The sequence below is a fragment of the Streptomyces sp. NRRL WC-3618 genome (assembly GCF_001280005.1).
Classification (GTDB): Bacteria; Actinomycetota; Actinomycetes; order Streptomycetales; family Streptomycetaceae; genus Streptomyces.
The window spans coordinates 1-16,450 of record NZ_LGDW01000071.1 but is presented as its reverse complement, the minus strand read 5'-3'; the positions used below and the strand labels follow the sequence as shown (position 1 = coordinate 16,450).

Annotated in this window: 15 protein-coding genes and 1 pseudogene; 4 read left to right on the top strand and 12 right to left on the bottom strand. The window is 70.1% G+C overall.

Translation table 11 applies throughout. The features are described 5' to 3' along the window. The first annotated feature begins 63 nt into the window (after positions 1 to 63). On the top strand, positions 64 to 3,000 hold the full coding sequence (locus ADL01_RS09935) for an AfsR/SARP family transcriptional regulator (protein WP_053741556.1): 2,937 nt from the start codon (positions 64 to 66) through the stop codon (positions 2,998 to 3,000). A 73-nt stretch (positions 3,001 to 3,073) separates the two neighbouring features. Here the strand turns inward: ADL01_RS09935 and ADL01_RS09930 are convergent, their stop codons facing one another. From ADL01_RS09930 to ADL01_RS09885, 10 genes are all read right to left on the bottom strand, one after another. Further along, positions 3,074 to 3,535, bottom strand: a complete 462-nt coding sequence (locus tag ADL01_RS09930) for a hypothetical protein (RefSeq protein WP_053741555.1) — start codon at positions 3,533 to 3,535, stop codon at positions 3,074 to 3,076. 216 nt (positions 3,536 to 3,751) lie between these two features. After that, positions 3,752 to 4,147: a D-ribose pyranase gene (rbsD, locus tag ADL01_RS09925; protein WP_053741554.1), complete on the bottom strand. Its 396-nt coding sequence runs from the start codon at positions 4,145 to 4,147 to the stop codon at positions 3,752 to 3,754. Between the two features lie 4 nt (positions 4,148 to 4,151). After that, a complete protein-coding gene (locus ADL01_RS09920; RefSeq protein ID WP_078960420.1) occupies positions 4,152 to 5,201 on the bottom strand; it encodes a ribokinase in 1,050 nt (349 codons plus the stop codon). Continuing rightward, positions 5,194 to 6,024, bottom strand: coding sequence for an ATP-binding cassette domain-containing protein (locus ADL01_RS09915; protein WP_078960419.1), 831 nt, complete (start codon positions 6,022 to 6,024; stop codon positions 5,194 to 5,196). Before ADL01_RS09915 ends, ADL01_RS09920 begins: the two co-directional genes overlap by 8 nt. Before the next feature lie 8 nt (positions 6,025 to 6,032). Beyond that, the gene (locus ADL01_RS09910; RefSeq protein ID WP_053741553.1) at positions 6,033 to 6,992 is read right to left on the bottom strand and encodes an ABC transporter permease; all 960 of its coding nucleotides are present in this window, start codon (positions 6,990 to 6,992) and stop codon (positions 6,033 to 6,035) included. Positions 6,993 to 6,999: 7 nt separating this feature from the next. Next, complete coding sequence (locus ADL01_RS09905) at positions 7,000 to 8,055, bottom strand: substrate-binding domain-containing protein (RefSeq protein ID WP_234354577.1); 1,056 nt, start codon at positions 8,053 to 8,055, stop codon at positions 7,000 to 7,002. 486 nt (positions 8,056 to 8,541) lie between these two features. Beyond that, entirely contained in the window at positions 8,542 to 9,582 is a 1,041-nt protein-coding gene (locus tag ADL01_RS09900; protein WP_053741552.1) for a LacI family DNA-binding transcriptional regulator, read from the bottom strand. 317 nt (positions 9,583 to 9,899) lie between these two features. Beyond that, entirely contained in the window at positions 9,900 to 10,520 is a 621-nt protein-coding gene (locus ADL01_RS09895) for a hypothetical protein (RefSeq protein WP_234354575.1), read from the bottom strand. After that, complete coding sequence (locus ADL01_RS09890) at positions 10,517 to 11,095, bottom strand: RNA polymerase sigma factor (RefSeq protein ID WP_053741551.1); 579 nt, start codon at positions 11,093 to 11,095, stop codon at positions 10,517 to 10,519. Before ADL01_RS09890 ends, ADL01_RS09895 begins: the two co-directional genes overlap by 4 nt. 172 nt (positions 11,096 to 11,267) lie before the next feature. Continuing rightward, positions 11,268 to 11,693 carry a TIGR03668 family PPOX class F420-dependent oxidoreductase gene (locus tag ADL01_RS09885; RefSeq protein WP_053741550.1) on the bottom strand — a complete coding sequence of 142 codons (426 nt, stop codon included), beginning with the start codon at positions 11,691 to 11,693 and terminating at the stop codon, positions 11,268 to 11,270. Between the two features lie 154 nt (positions 11,694 to 11,847). Between ADL01_RS09885 and ADL01_RS09880 the strand changes: the two are divergent. The 3 genes and pseudogenes from ADL01_RS09880 (at position 11,848) to ADL01_RS09870 (ending at position 14,332) form a co-directional block, all read left to right on the top strand. After that, positions 11,848 to 12,428, top strand: a pseudogene (locus ADL01_RS09880) (HD domain-containing protein). A gap of 158 nt (positions 12,429 to 12,586) precedes the next feature. Further along, the gene (locus ADL01_RS09875; protein ID WP_053741549.1) at positions 12,587 to 12,940 is read left to right on the top strand and encodes a hypothetical protein; all 354 of its coding nucleotides are present in this window, start codon (positions 12,587 to 12,589) and stop codon (positions 12,938 to 12,940) included. Between the two features lie 432 nt (positions 12,941 to 13,372). Continuing rightward, the gene (locus ADL01_RS09870) at positions 13,373 to 14,332 is read left to right on the top strand and encodes a hypothetical protein (protein ID WP_053741548.1); all 960 of its coding nucleotides are present in this window, start codon (positions 13,373 to 13,375) and stop codon (positions 14,330 to 14,332) included. Between the two features lie 43 nt (positions 14,333 to 14,375). On the opposite strand, the gene ADL01_RS09865 is transcribed toward ADL01_RS09870, so the two are convergent. Continuing rightward, on the bottom strand, positions 14,376 to 15,191 hold the full coding sequence (locus ADL01_RS09865; protein WP_234354573.1) for a class I SAM-dependent methyltransferase: 816 nt from the start codon (positions 15,189 to 15,191) through the stop codon (positions 14,376 to 14,378). A gap of 87 nt (positions 15,192 to 15,278) precedes the next feature. Then, on the bottom strand, positions 15,279 to 16,450 hold a 1,172-nt coding region (locus ADL01_RS09860; RefSeq protein WP_053741546.1), incomplete at its 5' end, for a hypothetical protein.

The following is a 16,450-nucleotide window of genomic DNA, read 5'->3' as shown; positions in this document are numbered from 1 at the left end:
ACGATGTCCGCCAGTCGGTTCCTCTGCCACGCGGATGCGACCGTTGATGCTCGGGGGAGCGCGATGCTGAAATTCGGGTTGCTCGGACCGCTCGTGGTGCACGACGGGACGGCACTGGCGCCGGTCGCGGGGCTCAAGGTACGCGTACTGCTGGCCGCCCTGCTTCTCCAGGCCAACCGGGTGGTGTCCAAGGACGCCCTCAAGGAGGCCATGTGGGACGAGCGGCCCCCGTCCAGCGTCGAGGCGTCCTTCGCGAACCACGCGACCCGGCTGCGCAGAATCCTTTCCGCAACCGGGGACAACCGCCTGCGCACCGTGGCTCCGGGCTACCAACTCCTCGTACAGGACGGTGAACTGGACGTCGACGTGTTCGAGGCGCGGGCGCACGCCGCAGGCCTCGCACACCACGCGGGCGACTGGCCCAGGGTCCGCGAGGAGAGCGCGGCGGCGCTGGCCCTGTGGCGCGGGGAGCCCTTCGCCGACCTGGCTCCGTTCTCCGAGTCCCGGGCCCCGTCCCTGCGCGTCCACCAGCTCGACGAGGTACGCCTCCAGGTCCGCGAGTGGGCCTTCGACGCCGACCTCCACCTCGGGCGCCACCGCGAGATCTGCGCCGAACTCGCCGCCCTGGCCGCCGAGAACCCGCTGCGCGAGGCACTCCACCGCCAGCTCATGGTCGCCCTGCACCGCAGCGGACGCCAGGCCGACGCGTTCGAGGTCTTCCACGCGCTACGCCGGTCGCTGGTCGACGACCTCGGTACGGAACCCGGCGCCGCCGTCCGCCAGACGTACCAGAAACTGCTCGAGGAAAAACAGGCCCCGGACCCGGCCCCACCCGTCCACAGCCCTTCCCCCGAACCGAAGCCGCGCCCACGACAACCGCAAGCACAAGCGAAAGAGCAGGAACAAGAACAACCGCAAGAGCAACCGCGGCCGGAGGGTGCCGCCGCGCCCCCGCCACCGAACCAACTCCCCTCCATCGTCGCGGACTTCACCGGACGTGAGGCCGAAACGGCGACGGTCGAGGCCCTGTTGCGTCGGCCGATGGCGCCCTCGGCCGACGACGGTGACCGTCACCAGCCGGCCACCGCCCTGCGTCCCGTCGTCATCTCGGGCATGGGCGGCATCGGCAAGACCGCCCTCGCCATCCACGTGGCGCGCCTGGTCCGTGACCAGTTCCCCGACGGCACGCTCTACGCGGACCTCCAGGGATTCAGCAGCGGAACGGCTCGCAGCGCCCACGACCTGCTCGCCCGGCTCCTCGCCGACCTCGGGGTGCGCCCCGCCGTACTGCCCGACAACACCGACGACCGCGCCGCCCTCTTCCGGTCCGCGATCGAAGGCCGCCGCATCCTGCTGGTCCTGGACAACGCGCGGGACGCGACCCACATCACCCCGCTCCTGCCGCCCGGCGGCCCCGGCGCGGCCCTGATCACCAGCCGCCACCTGCTGGCCGAGGTGCCCGGTGTCGCCATGGTGCCGCTGCACCCGCTCGACCGCGACGAGCAGCTGACCCTGTTGTCCAAGCTGTGCGGAGCCGACCGCATCACGGACGAGCCCACGGCCCTGGCCGACATACTGACCGCCTGCGGCGGCCTCCCCCTGGCCCTGCGGATCGTCGGCGGCAGGCTCGCCTCCCGGCCGTCGTGGCCGCTGGCCATGCTGGCCGAGCGCCTCACCCCGCACCAGGGCCGTCTCCAGGCCCTGACCATGGGCGCGGTCGCCGTACGGCACACCTTCGACATGAGCTACCTGGCGATGCACGGGAGCGGCAACGCCCAGGAACGCGAGGCGGCCCGCGCCTTCCGGCTGCTGGGGCTGTGGCAGCCCCATGCCGTGACCGCCCGTTCGGCCGCCGCCCTGCTGGGCACGACGGTCCACGAGGCGGCAGCCGCGCTGGAACTGCTGGTCGACGCGAACCTCGTACAGAGCCCCGAGCCCGACGAGTACGCGCTCCACGACCTCCTCGGCGAGTACGCGGCCCAGCGGGCGGCGGAGGAAGTCACCGCGCGGGAACGGGAGACAGCCACCCTGAGGCTGCTCACCTGGTACGCGCGGGCCGTCACCACGGCCTGTGCCCTGACCAGCCACGCGACGCAGTCCCCGCCACCGCTCGACGGCCCCGAGGACCCGGCGCTCCCCGAGTTCGCGGACGAGGCGGCCGCCTTCGAATGGACCAGGCGGGAACTGCCCGCGATCCGCGAGGCCATCACCCGGGCCGGGGCCCTCGGCCGTTCCGACATCGCCTGGCGCCTGGCCGTCGGCCTCTTCGGGTACGCGACCACGCACTGGTGGACCGGCGAGTGGGACGCCTGCCTGCGCCAGGCCATGGACATCGCGGTGGCGCACGACGACACACTCGGGCGGGCCTGGCTCCACCGCAGGACCGCCGTCGCCCATGGAATGGCGCTCCGCAACGAACAGTGCCTGGAGCACCTGCACGCGGCGCTCGACTTCTTCACCGACGCCGGTGACGAACTCGCGCAGGCCTCCATCCTGGGCAACATCTCGGCCCTGTACGTCCAGGTCGGGGACGCCGAGCCGGGGCTCGCCCACGCCGAGCGGTCGCACGAGCTGTACCGGAGCGTCGGCAGCGCCGCCAGCGAGGCGCTGGCCCTGAGCCGGCTCGCGGACGTCCAGGAGCTGCGCGGCGAACACGCCCTGGCTGCTGCGCATTACAAGAAGGTCATCGAGGCGCTGCGTGAGCAACGGCACGGGGTCTTCCTGGCCACCAGCCTGACCAAGCTCGGCGACATCCACCGCCAACTCGGCTGCCGAGAAGCCGCGTTGAAGGCGCAGACGGAGGCGCTGTCCATCCGACGGCAGATGAACGACCCCGCCGGCACGGCCGACTGCCTTGCCTTCACGGCCCGGACGCATCACCACTTCGGCGAGTGGGACGCCGCGCGGAGTTGCTGGGAGCAGTGCCTCGCACTGGGGCTGCGTCACAACATGGCGCAGTACGTCGAGGAGAGCCGCGCGGGGCTGGCCGCGCTGCCGTAGGACGTCCGTGGCGCCGGGCGCCGGCCCCGAGCACGGGAACTCAAACTCGCTCGGGGCCGCCGCCCGGGGTGCGTCAGCTGACCCAGCGGGTGCACTTCAGCTCGATGCCCTCGACGTTCACACACGCGCGCAGCCAAGTACCGTCCGGCCAGTACTGCATGGGCGTGTACGCGTCGCCGCCGTCACGGTGCTCGTATCCGCGCGTCCCGTCCCACGTCCGGCCGCCGTCCGTGGACCGGTCGATCCACACGCCGTACTTGTAGTAGCGCGTGGCCGTTCTCGCCCAGCCGTACCATCTGGCGTCCTTCTTGCCGGAGCGCAGTTCCACGGTGGCGTATCCGTCGACGGTCGCCGTCGCGTCGGTGGTCGGACCGGAGTCCCAGCTGACCGGACCAGGATCCTGACCGTCACAGCTGTATCCGCTGCACCCCAGCCCGGCGGCCGAAGCGGACGTGCCCGTGGTCATCAGCGCGGCGAACGCCATGGCGGCGACCGGCAGAGCCCGGGTGAGTGTCCGACTGCCCTTGTTCTTCATGATCCGTCCCCTGTTGGTCGAGTGCTGAGCGAAGCCCTTGCGGGACTCCGTCGACGACCTCGGGCGCGGTGCCGTGTGCCCTCGGCCGACTCGGCAAGAGTGCCCGCGGCGCCCAACGCGGGGGCAACGCGCTGCCAATGGAGCACAGTTGTCGTCAGCCTCCCCGAGGTGCCCCAGGCAGGTGTTGACGGCATCCGGACGGTTTCGCGTAGCCGGTCACGGGGTGAACGGGACGCCGGCGCGGCAGAGAACGTTGGCGTAGAACGTGTCCTCACCGGTGCGCACGGCGAACTTGGCGTCCCGGACCCGGGCCTTGAACTCGTCGTGGTCGACGGGTTCGGGCTCGAGCCCGAACGAGCGCAGTGCGGCGTGGACGGTGGGATTGATCTCGCGGACCTGGTCGGTCACCCAGCTGTGCTCGACCACGATCTGCGCGAGCACGGTTTCCGTGACGTCCACGAACGAGGGCTGGCCGTACCGGTAACCGAGATCCACGACGGGCATACCGGGCGGCAGGGGAAGCCCGGCGTCGCTGATGACGAAGGTGTCGGTGTGCCGGAGACCGGCGATCAGGCCGGCCAGCTCGTGGTGGATGATGCCGTTGCGTTGCACGGGTTCAGTCCTTTCCGGTGATGCCTGCGATGCCTGTGACGCCGGTGGGATCGGTGGGATCCGTGATGCCGGTGGGAGCGGGTGCAGGTGTGGTGTCGGCCGTATCTGTGGTGCGGGTCGTGCGGGCTGTGCCGGCCATGGCGCGCAGGGTTTCCAGGTCGACGTGGTGCTGCTGGGCACCAGCCACCCGTACCGCCAGGGATCCGGCCGCGATGCCCAGCCGGGCGGCCGCCAGGATCGAGTCCCCGGCGGCCAGTCGGGCGGCGAACACCCCGGTGAACGCGTCGCCGGCGCCGGTGGTGTCCACTACCTCGGCGGGCATCGCAGGGAGCACGGTGGTGGTGCCGTCGGTATCGGTGACGATCACGCCTGCCGCACCCAGGGTGGTGACCACTGCCTTGGCGCCCCGGCCGCGCAGTGCGGCGTGCGCCTCCCGTACGGCGGCCGGTTCTGTCGCCGGCTCCGCGCCTGTCCGCCCGGAGACCACCGCCTGCTCGTGCTCGTTCACGATGAGTACGTCGCAGCGGGAGATCAGCTCGTCCGGCAGCTCGGCGGCCGGGGCGGCGTTGAGCAGGAACCGTCCCCGGCAGGCGGCTGCCGCGCGCTGGACCACGTCCAGCGGGATCTCCAGCTGGGCCAGCACGACCGCCGCCTCCGCACCGGCGCCGCCGGTGGGATCGTCCTCGGACTGCCAAGCGAAGTTGGCGCCGGGGACCACGATGATGGAGTTGTCACCGGCGGCCACGGTGATCCACGCGGTGCCGGTCTCGGCGCCGGGCACCGCGGTCACCCCGCGTACGTCCACCCCTCGCGCGGCCAGGCCCGCCCGCGCCGTGTCCGCCTCGGCGTCGTCGCCGACCCGGGCGATCATCGCGGTGCGCACCCCGCCGGAGGCCGCCGCCACCGCCTGGTTCGCTCCCTTGCCACCCAGGGTGACCTGCGCGGTCCGGCCCAGGATGGTCTGCCCGGGAGACGGGAAGGCGTCGGCGACCACGACGTGGTCGATGTTCACCGAACCGATCACCACGACGAGCGGCGAGCGGTGCTCACTCATGCGCCGAACCTTCGACGGCCCCCGTGATCAGCCCGACCAGCTCATCGCCAGTCGTGTCGGCGACGGTCCGCCGGGCCGCGGTCTGCCCTCGGCGCAGCACGTACGCGGTGTCCGCGACCCGCGCCACCTGGCCCATGTCGTGGCTGATGAGCAGCACGGTCACCGCCGCGTCCCGGAGCCGTCGGATCAGCGCCTCGACGGCCGCCGTCTCCCGTACGCCCAGCGCGGCGGTGGGCTCGTCCATGATCACCAGGGTCTTGCCCCAGTTGGCCGCCCTGGCGATGGCGATGCTCTGCCGCTGGCCGCCGGACATCCGCCGTACCGTGGCCCGGACGTTCGGCACGTTCACATCCAGCCGGGACAGGATCTCCCGGCTGTCCGAGATCATGGACTTCTTGTCCAGCACCCGGAACGGACCGAATCCGCTGGTCAACTCCCGGTTCAGATACAGGTTCTGCCATACCGACAGGTCCTCGATGAGCCCGAGGGTCTGGTACACGGTCTCGATGCCCAACTGCCGGGCGTCGTCCGGTGAGCCGAGGTAGATCGGCTCACCACGGAACCGGATCTGGCCGTCGTCCGGCGGGTGTACGCCGGTCAGGCAGCGCACCAGGGTGGACTTGCCCGCGCCGTTGTCGCCCAGCAGCGCGGTGACCTCGCCGACAGCCAGTGTCAGGTCCACGCCGCGCAGTGCGTGCACGGCGCCGAAGGACTTGCGCAACCCGGTGATCTCGACGAGTGGCGGGTCGGTCGGGGCGGCCGAGCCCGAGGTGGAGCCCGAGGTGGAGGGTTCGCCCGCGGCGCGGGCCGAAGTGTCCGTCATTTTCGCCTCTACTTCTGGAACCGGGAGATGAAGGCCGCCCCGAGCACCACGGCACCTACCGCGACGGGCTGGTAGTACTGCGAGATGCCGACCAGGGTGAAACCGTTGATCAGACTTTGCAGCAGCAACGCTCCTGCTACCGAGCCGAGTACGGAGGCCTTCCCGCCGAACAGGCTGGACCCTCCGAGCACCACCGCGGCGATGGAGCTGAGCAGCAGGTCGGTCTGCAGACTGGGGTCGGAGCCACCGGTACGGGCCACGAACAGCACGGCCGCGATCCCACAGGCGAGCCCGGAGCTGGCGTAGGCGATCAGCCGGATGCGGTTGACGTGGATGCCCGCCCCGCGTGCGGCGTCGATGTTGCCGCCGGTCGAGAGCAGGTAGGTGCCGGTACGGGTGCGGAACAGCACGAAGCCCACCAGCGCGGCCACCAGGAAGCCCAGCACCCAGAACCAGCGGATCGGGCCGATCCCGTCGATCGCCAGACCGCGCAGGAACCCGGAGTTCACCGGGACGGTGTTGCCGCTGGTCAGCAGCAGGGTGAGGCCGCTGACCACGGACAGCGAGCCGAGCGTGACGATGAAGTCGGTCATGTTCAGCCGGGCCACCAGCAGGCCGTTCACCACACCCACCGCCAGCCCTGCCAGCAGTGCCAGCGACACCGAGACGGCCAGCCCCCAGCCATGGGTGTAGGCGTACCCGAGCACCGCCGCCGACCAGGGCAGGTTGGACCCCACCGACAGGTCGATGCCCGCCACCGTGACGACCAACTGCTGCCCCATGGCGAGGACCAGCAGGATCGACGCGGACACCAACAGGTCACTGATGTTGGACGTGGTGAGGAAGTCGGGCGTGGCGATGAAGAAAACGACGAACACCACGCCCAGCCCGATCGGGGCGGCGAACCGTGCCGCCGCCTCGACCGAGAGGTTTGCGCCGAACCGGGCCGGCGCCTGCGCCTCTGCCATGATCAGATCACTTCCCGGTCAGCGGGTTGGCGAAGGGCACGAACGGCTGCGGGAAGGAGCTGATCGCCTTGGCCGCGTTGCTCGAGTCGATCAGCGCGATCGGCGCGACGATCCGGGCGGGCACGGTCTTGTGGGCGACCAGGTTGATGCACGCCTGCACGGCCAACTGGCCCTCGGCGTACGGGTACTGCGAGATCGTGCCGGTGAGCTGGCCCGCCTTGACCGCGTCGAGCGCGGCGGTGATGCCGTCCACCGAGATGATGGACACCTTCCCGGTCAGCCCGGCGTTGCGCACCGCCTGCGCGGCGCCCAGTCCCATGGTGTCGTTGGCGGCGAAGATCCCGGTGATCTTCGGGTGCGCCTTGAGGATGCCCTCGGTGACCGTCAGCGCCTTGGCCTGGTCGTAGTCGGCCGGCTGGGTGGCCACGATGTTCAGCTTGCCCGCCACCTCCTGCGAGAAGCCCTTCTGACGGTTGATGCCGTTCTGCTCTCCGGCGATGCCCTGAAGGATGGCCACCTCGCCCTTGCCACCCATGCGCTTCAGCAGCCCCTGCCCCGCCAGCTGCCCTGCGGACAGGTTGTCCGAGCCGATGAACGACGCGTAGGAGACGCCGGCCTGCTTCGAGGCGTCCGCATCGATCTGGGTGTCCAGGTTGAGGATCGGGATCTTCTTCTGCGCCACCGGGACCAGCGGAGTGATCACGTTGGTGGCGTTCACCGGCACCACACCGAAGCAGTTGTACTTCTGCCCCGCCAGGGTCGAGAGCTTGGCGTTCTCCCCGGTGCTGTCGGTCTCCGACGCGCCGGCCTGGACCTCCACCTTGACGCCCTGCTTCTTGCCCTCGGCGATCGCACCGTCGCGCAGCGCCGCCCAGTAGGGGTTGGTGAAGTCACGGGTGACGATGGCGATACGCGCCTCGTCTTTGCTTCCGCTACCGGTGCTCTGGTCGCCCCGGCCACAGCCGGTCACCAGGACCAGCAGGCTCGTCGCGGCTGCGGCGACGACGGTGGCGGAGCGGACTCTGCGCGTGCTGCGGGTGTTGTACATGGGTGTGCCTTTCATCGCGTCATTGCGGGAGTGCGGGAGTGCGGGAGTGCGGGAGTGCGGGAGTGCGAGAGTGCGTCATTGGGTCTTGGGGTCTTTGGGTCATTGGGTGATCCATCAGGGCAGGCTTGTGCCGGGACAGAGAAGCTTGTGCCGGGACAGGTTGTGCCGGGTCGGCGGGCGGGAGGCGGCAGTCGGGGGACGTGCCGCCCCGGCTCACGAGTGGAAGAAGGCCGCAGACCGGTTGCCGGGCCGACCATTCAGGGGTCGCCCTGGGCACCCTGCGGGTCGGGTTGCCCAGCCGGCGGGTAGCCGTGGACAACCGAGTCGCGGACAGTCATCGCATCGCACCAGGGAAAGCGCCTGGGAAAAGGCCTGTTCAGCGCAGGTGCGGACGCGGACGTACGGGAACCGCGCAGAGGGTTCCGGACCCCGAAGTCCGGTCGAAGTCCGGTCGAAGTCCGGTCGAAGTCGGTCAAGGATGCCCACCACGCGGTTCAGCCGTTATAAGCGGGCGCCGAACTCCGAGTCGAACCCGGTCGGATCGGGACAGCCACAGGAGCCGCGTGCGACAAGCGTGGTGGGATGCGTGATCCGCTCCACCGGCAGCGCCGGATCGGCGATCTTGGCCAGCAGCCACTCGACGGCCGAACGGCCCAGCTCGTCGAAGGGCTGACGCATCGTGGTCAGCGCGGGCACCGTGTACTCGCTGCCATCGATACCGTCGAAAGCGCAGACCGCCACATCGTCGGGAACGCGCAGACCGAGTTCGGCGGCGGCCCGGAGCACGCCGATCGCCTGCTCATCGCTGGCGACGAAAAGGGCGTCCGGGCGCTGCGCGTCCGCGAGCATGCGCCGGCCGGCGCGGTAACCGTCGGCCCGCCCGAACGGCACGTGCGTCACAGGCGCGTCTGCCGGATCCCGTCCGGCGTCGGCCAGAGCCCGGCGCCAGCCCGCGACCCGGTCGACCGTCGGGTGAATGCCTTCGAGCCCGGCGATACAGCCGATCCGCTCTCTTCCATGACCGATCAGGTGGGTGGTGGCCTGATAACCGCCGCCCTCGTTGTCGGTGAGGACATGCGTCGCACCCGGCAGGTCCAGCTCGCGGTCGAGCACGAGTCGGGGCACGGCCTGGTCGGACAACTCGGTGATCCAGCTGTGCGGGCCGTGCGCCGGTACCACGATGAGTCCGTCGACCTGCCGGTCGAGCAGTGTCCGGATGTACGCCGCCTCTCGGGCGTCGTCCCCCATCGCGTTACCCAGCAGCATCGTGTAGCCGGAGGCGAAGCCGACATCCTCGATCACGCGTGCCAGCTCGGCGAAGAACGGGTTGGAGTTGTCGGGCACCACAAGCCCGAAGGTCATGGTCCGCGACGTCTTCAGCGACCGGGCCACCACGTTGGGGCGGTAGCCGAGCTGCTTGATGGCCGCGAGGATCCGCTCACGGGTGTGAGGCGCGACCTTGCGCGGGCCGTCGTTGAGTACGTAACTGACCAGGGCCTCCGATGTGCCTGCCAAGCGAGCTACGTCGCGGCGAGTGACCATCGGCAGTCCTTCAACTCGTGTTGATTCGGGTTCGTGGGAGGAATACTTAGCCCCGGACCAGTCGACGCGCAAGAGTTTGAGACAAAAAGATTTCGGCCAGGTTTCCGCAGGCAGATCCGGCGGACGCCGTTTCGCCCGCCGTCTATGCCACCGTTTAGCCCGTCATGTCCGCCCCTTGGCGACGACGGTACGGCCCCCACCGGACACCAGGTCCGCCTTCCCCGTACCGTCGCCCACCGCTGCCGATGCCGACGCTGGAAAGCCACCGACAGTCAGGCATCCCAGGAATCAGCCGAGCTGAACAGTCCCGGTCGTCCTCAACCGCCCACGACAGGCTTGGAGCCGATGGCCGCGCAGGCCGCCGTCTCCGTCGGGTAGCCGTCCGCCGGGTAGATCACCGGCCCGCCGAGCGACTCGCGCCCCGGGGAGTCGGAGGCAGCGCCACGGTCGGGCTGGGCCTTCGGGTAGTAACAGGCCGCGAAACGGACCGGCCTAGAGGCGCCCGGTTCCACGCCCTGCCACAGGTGGTCCCAGGACGCCGCGCAGGAACGAGCCGCTTGGTGCGGATCGAACTCCTTCCTGACCTTCAACGGCAGGTCGCTCAGGTCGGCCTCGGCCGACAGCGTGCGCGCGCACATGACGTTGCGCCCGTCGCCCCAGGGCCCGAGCGTCGCCACGGCCGCGGTGGTGGCGCCGCCGAGCAGCACGGCCACGGCTCCGCCGACCAGCACCATGCGCCGGCGCCTGCCGGAACCGGCGGGGGCGTGCGGCTCGGCGGTACGTCGCAGGATGTCCCGCAGCACGGCCCGACCGTCGTCGGACGCCGCCCAGCCGTCGAGACGGTCACTGTCGGGACGTACCGCCCGGACTGCGGCGAGGTCGAGGTCGAGGTCGCGCCGCTGCTTGGTGACGGTCCGTTTGATGACGGTGTGCTTCATGCTGACTCCCGCTGGGCGATGTGGAGTTGGGGGCGAGTGCCGGGGCCGGGCTGTGTGCGGTCCGCGTGTGCCAGGGCGGCCGCGAATCGTTTACGTGCCCGATGCAGGCGTACGGCGAAGGTGGCGGCGGTGCAGCCCATGACCACGGACGCCTGTCGGGCCGTCAGGTCGTACCAGGCGCTCAGCAGAAGCACCTCCCGGTCCGGCTCGGACAGTTCCAACAGAGCGGCGGCCACCTCGGAGCGCGTCCCTATGACGTCCCCGATCTCCTGCGTCCGGGGCGGGTCGGCCAGCGCGGACATACGCTCCGTCAGCGCACGGCGCCGCTGGTCGGACCGCACGCGGTTGGCGAGCAGACGCCGGGCCGAGGCGAGCAGCCACGGCAGGGCGTCGTCCGGGACGGCCCCGGACTTGCGCCAGGCCAGCACGAAGGTCTCCGAAAGGATCTCCTGTGCCGTCTCCCGGTCCGTACGGTGCCGCAGATACCCCAGGACCCGGTCGGCGTGAGCCGCGTACAGAACCTCCAGAGCCTGATGCCCGGCGGGCCCGCCGACCGCGGTTCGTCGTCGTTTCACTGCACCTCCATGATTTCGTCCGTCAACCGGGAGATGTACGGCCGAGGCGAATCTCTTACGGCCCCTCGAACTCGGACTCGGTCACGACTGGGGGAGGCGGAACGCGGCACGCGGCGGAGGGCGCGGTGCGCGGCAACGCAGGGCGGCCGCAAGCTCTATCTACAAGCTCTATCTATGCGAAAGCCCAGCCGCTCCACCGCTCGACGCGAACAGCGACCACGGGACCCTGGGGAGGGGAATCCTTGTACTGGCCATACCGGTCGTACTTGCCGCACAGCGACTCCACCGCGCGGTACCGCTCCTCACCGTCCTCCAGGACTTCCCCACGACCATCGGCACGAGCCCACCACAACCGGGACCAGTCCTCGTCATAGTGGTCGACCAGCACGGTCACCGACGGGTTCTCCCGGATGTTGCGCAACCGCCGCAGATCCCAGGTGCTTTTGGGCTTGTGATCGACGGCGAAGTACAGGGTGTCGCCCAGGACGACGAAGGTCACGGGTACCGCGTGGGGCACCCCTTGGGGGTCGGCCGTCGCCAGCCGGGCGACAGGCGACGCGACAAAACGTTCCCGGGCAGCGAGCGGCGAGAGTTTCATACAACTCACCGTAGTCACGCACGCAGACCGCCGTGCTCCTGCCGCCATCCGCCACGAAACCAGGGCGTCGCTGGCAGCGCGCCCGCAACGTCGTCCACACTCGTCGGCATCCGGTACGCGATCCGCCTCGCCGAGGCGTGAGAGGAGACCGACGGTGGCTGAAGACCTGTCCGCGGTGGCGCGCTTCCTGTACGAGGCGGGAACCCTGAAGCAGACCAAGCGCACCGGCTGGTGGATGGCCGGCGTACGCGACCCTGAGTCCGTCGCCGAGCACTCCTGGCGCACCGTCCTCCTCGCGACGATCATCGCGAAACTCGAAGGCGCCGACCCCGCACGGGCCACCTACCTCGCCGTATGGCACGACTCCCAGGAGACCCGGACCGGCGACGTCAACCACCTCGGCAAGAAGTACGCCCCCAGCGCGGACCCACAGGCCGTCACCGCCGACCAGGTCGCCGGCATGCCCGAGATCCTGGCCTCCGCCATTCGGGAACTCGTCGCCGAGTACGAGGAGAAGGAATCCCCCGAAGCGATCTGCGCCCGGGACGCCGACAAGCTGGAATGCATGATCCAGGCCATCGAGTACAAGGCCCAGGGTTACGAGAACGCCCAGCGCTGGATCGACAACAGCCGCCGCCGGCTCACCACGAAAATCGGCCAACGAACTCGCCGACGCGGTACTGGCGACGGGGTCTGGACTGGCTGCGGACAGCCCTCGGAGAGAAGCAGAACTGAGTTCGAGGCTCGGAGTACAGGGCCCGAGTGTCAGTGTTCGAGTCGACGTTCGCACCGTCTCCGTATCGCCCTTGCCCCCACAACCCGGATACCCGAGTCTCAGACCTGGACCACCGGATCGCGGACCTCGCGGGTGCCGCATGACGACAAGAAACCGCATGGCAGACGGCAGGATCTTCCGTGAGGCGTGGATCGCGGGCGTACGCAAGCACTTCCCGGGTGAGCCCAAGTCGGGTTACGTGACGCCGTGGGAGGACACCCCGGAGTGGGAGCGCGAAGCCGCAGCCGCCGTGTGCGAACAGGTGCGCCAGTTCCTGGAGTTGAGCGCCGGCCACGCGGCACGCCTGAGTCGCGAGCAGAAGGGCCGGTTCGTCGCGACCTGCTGGACAGCCCAGATGTACAAGCACTTCGAGAACCCGAAGCCCGGTTACGTGGCCGACTGGCCCGACCTCCCCGAGTGGCAGCAGGAGACCGACGCCGACATCTTCGAGGCGATCGAGCAGACCGTCTGACCCCACAGCAGCCGTCGGCCCCGAAGCTCGGAGTTCAGGACCCGGGTTTCAGGGGTGCCGCCGATGCCCGAACCCCCTGCGTCGCACGCTCGCACCCGCAATCCGGCGAAGCCTGAGCCCCGAGTTCCAGGCGCCGAGATCCGAGCCCCTTTTGTAGGGAATGGGCGGGAAGTTGAACCCACCCTCCCGCCCTCCCCCGGCCCGAGCGCGCGCCTCAACTGGCGCCCATACCAGCGAATGTGACTTTTTGTGATCGGCTTGCGACGCGCCGTGGCGACGGTCTAGCGTTCGCGCCAGACAAGAAACAACCCCGGTCGGATGCTGGAACACCCGCCGGGGTCTCACCTCAAGATCCAAACCATTCGCAGAAAGAAGAATCTCGTGGCTTGTGAGAACCCTAGCGCTGCCCTGCCCTCCCCCGCAGCCCATCCCATGGCCAAACCCGGGTACGGCAAGCGCTCCGCGCCCGACCAGTCACCGCCCCGCAAGGGCGACTTCGGCCACCTTCCCGCCCGTGCCGCCTATCTCGCGAGCCTTCTCGACCGGCTCTGCGAGAACGCGGCCATGGATGCCAAGACCATCGCCAAGTCGCAGCCCCTCTACGGCCAGGCCGCCGTGCGCTCCACGCTCAACGAACTCGGTGTGGCCGGGCATCTGCGCCGGGTACGTCAGAGTGTGCCGCCCGGTGAGGGCGTGAGCGGCACGCGGTGGGTCGTTCACACGTACTGGTCCCGGACCGCACGCGACAACGAATGGTGGGCCACCTTCCTCAAGGGTGACGTGACCGACGTACAGAAGCAGAGGAAGGCTGACGTCCAGGAGGACCCGGACTCCGAAGAAGGCCGCGAAGGCCGCCCGGAAGCCTCCCGCGCCGTATCGCCCGCTCCTCTCAACTCCCCGTGTGCTGAGCGGAGTTCGGGGCCCTCCGTCGCGTACGACACCCTCGCCCAGCTCGGCCTGCGAGAGCCCCGTCTCGTCCTGTCCGCCAACGACTGCGCGGCCCTGGAACAACTCGCCGCCGACTGGCTGGACCGGGGCGCGACGCCCGAGCACCTCGCCCACGCACTCGTCGCCGGACTTCCGGAACCCGTGCACTCGCCCCGGGCCCTCGTGCGCAGGCGGCTGCTCGACAAGATGCCGCCCGAGCGGGCCGTCGTACCGCCCGCCCCGGTGGCTCCTGGCCCCCGGCGCCCCCTGTTGATGGAGTGCACCGACTGCGGGGTGCCGGGGCGGCCGGAAGCGTTGCCCGGTGGACTCTGCCGGGGGTGCCGCAGCCAGGACGGCCGGGGCGGGCCCGGGGCGCCTGGGCAGTCGGTACGCCGGGCCGATCCGACGGTGCGCGCTCTGGCCGCACAGGTGCGTGCCGGGATGCGTGCGCCTCAGCGCGTCTGAGTGGTCGGGGCGTTGACCTTCACCGTGTGCGTCCGCGGAGCCGTCAGCCTTTCAGCCGGGCTTTCCAGATCTCCTCGCTCGGCCATTTCCGGGCCCAGTCGGTGGAGATTTCCGGGTAACCCTGGTGCGGAGACTCGGGTGCCTGAATCTCCATAAGGTCTTCCACGACGAAGCCGCAGTCCCGCAGCAGACGGAGCATCTCACCGTGCGGCAGGACGAACTCCACACGATTCCCCGCGTGCAGCCGAGTCAGGCCGAATTGACCACGGATGAGGGTGGTCGATGCCGGTCCCTCGGACGGTACGCACAGCGCGTACAGCGGTGAGTAGCGCATGAACACCAGCCGTCCGCCGGGAACGAGAAGCCTGGCTGCCTCCGGGATCCACTGGTACGGGTCGCACCACAGCGAGGCTCCGTATTCGCTGATCGCCAGGCCGAACGTGTTGTCCTCGTAGGGCACCTTCTCGGCGTTGCCCAGGACAAGGGGAAAGTCGATGCCGAACTCCGCCTGCATCGCGCGAGCAGTGGCGAGCTGTTTCTCCGAGAGGTCGACCCCGACCGGGTGCGCCCCCGATCTGGCCAGCCAGGCGGAAACGTAGGCGGTACCGCAGCCCAGCTCGATCGCCCGCATCCCGTCGATGCCGTCAGGCAGCACGCGGGCCCGCGACTCGGGGGTGGCCCACAATCCCCAGGACGGTTCCGTCTGCGCCCAGTGATCACGGGCCAGCGGCTCGTGCCACGCGGCCGCCTCCTCATCCCAAAAGCGTCGGTTCTGCTCCAGATGGTCCGCCGGGCCGTCATGGGTCATGGAGGTATTCCACCGACGAAGCCGGCGTTCCCGCAACAGAATTGCCAGCAACTCGGCTGATTCCAGGGGTACATGACCGAAGGGTCCTTCCGTCCGGTACTGGACGGAAGGACCCCTGTCGTCGTAGGCCGGCGTACGTCAGGCCGCCGGTTTCAGCGTCGCCGGTGCCTTCGGTGGCGTGCTCGCCGACGCCTCCCCCTTCGCCAACGGCCACTCCTTGTGCAGCTCCCCCAGCGGGATCCGGTGCTGGAAGATCGGCGTGCCGAAGATGGTCAGCTGGATCTGCAGGGCGCCCGACAGGTCCACTCCCCCGTACAGGGCCCAGGAGCCGGACACCGAGCCCGTGCCGTCGCTCGAGCCCTCCGCGGAGGCTGCGGCCTCCGCGCGCAGGTACGGGGCGAGGTCGGCGCTGACGCCTACGGTGCCGTACAGGCCGATCGACGCCTCGGCGCCCAGGGACGCCTTGACGTCGCCCCTCGCCGTGACCTTGACGCCCACCGGTGTGCCGGTCATCGCGGACTCGCTGACCGGCGTCCAGCCCTTGCTCCAGGAGAAGGTGCCGCCGACGCGGAAGTCGCCCTTGAGGTCCTGCTCGACGTCGACGGTCACCTCGCCGTCGGCGGCGACCTGGAAATAGCAGACCAGGTCGAGGTTGACGACGATCGGGATGGGGCCCGCCTGGATGACGGGGTCGGCGTGGAGTTTCGCGAAGGGGATGCGCAGGGGCTTGCCGTCGGTCGCGGTGGTCGCGGCCGCGCGGCCCTTCAGCGACCACTTCGAGGCCCAGTCACCGGTCAGCCCGAGGAACGCGCCGCCGGGCGCGGAGCCTCGCCCGCCCCCGGAACCGTCGTACGAGAAGGCGACCTCGGGTGCGAGCTGGACGAAGCCCCGCACGGAGGCCGACGCCGAGGCGGGGGCGCCCTCGGCCGTGGCGATGGCGGCGCCCACGTCGATGCGCAGGCTGCCCAGCGGGAGCCTGGCGCCCTCGGGGCCGAAGGTGAGGTCGCCGGTCTTCGCCCAGGAGACCTTCACGCCCTCGACGAGCGGATCGACGTCGATGGCCGCCGGGTCCACCGGGACCTCGCCCTTGGCCTTGCTCTCACCGAGTACGGAGCTGAGTTCGGCGGACTTGGTGACCACCTCGGTACCGCCGCTCGGCGCCTCGCCGACGACCTCGGTCACCTCGGCCAGCAGACCGTCGGGGGCACCCGGAGCGGGCGCGCTGGCGATGACGTCACCGACGCGAACGGGGGCGGCGGGGGCGGCGGTTGTCTCCGACGCGGAGGGCGAGGGAGAGGAAGGGGCGGAGG

Coding starts and splice junctions, on each gene's coding strand:
- ADL01_RS09935 (WP_053741556.1), top strand. CDS start 64: ATGCTGAAATTCGGGTTGCTCGGACCGCTCGTGGTGCACGACGGGACG.
- ADL01_RS09930 (WP_053741555.1), bottom strand. CDS start 3,535: ATGAAGAACAAGGGCAGTCGGACACTCACCCGGGCTCTGCCGGTCGCC.
- ADL01_RS09920 (WP_078960420.1), bottom strand. CDS start 5,201: ATGAGTGAGCACCGCTCGCCGCTCGTCGTGGTGATCGGTTCGGTGAAC.
- ADL01_RS09915 (WP_078960419.1), bottom strand. CDS start 6,024: ATGACGGACACTTCGGCCCGCGCCGCGGGCGAACCCTCCACCTCGGGC.
- ADL01_RS09910 (WP_053741553.1), bottom strand. CDS start 6,992: ATGGCAGAGGCGCAGGCGCCGGCCCGGTTCGGCGCAAACCTCTCGGTC.
- ADL01_RS09905 (WP_234354577.1), bottom strand. CDS start 8,055: ATGAAAGGCACACCCATGTACAACACCCGCAGCACGCGCAGAGTCCGC.
- ADL01_RS09900 (WP_053741552.1), bottom strand. CDS start 9,582: ATGGTCACTCGCCGCGACGTAGCTCGCTTGGCAGGCACATCGGAGGCC.
- ADL01_RS09895 (WP_234354575.1), bottom strand. CDS start 10,520: ATGAAGCACACCGTCATCAAACGGACCGTCACCAAGCAGCGGCGCGAC.
- ADL01_RS09885 (WP_053741550.1), bottom strand. CDS start 11,693: ATGAAACTCTCGCCGCTCGCTGCCCGGGAACGTTTTGTCGCGTCGCCT.
- ADL01_RS09875 (WP_053741549.1), top strand. CDS start 12,587: ATGGCAGACGGCAGGATCTTCCGTGAGGCGTGGATCGCGGGCGTACGC.
- ADL01_RS09870 (WP_053741548.1), top strand. CDS start 13,373: ATGGCCAAACCCGGGTACGGCAAGCGCTCCGCGCCCGACCAGTCACCG.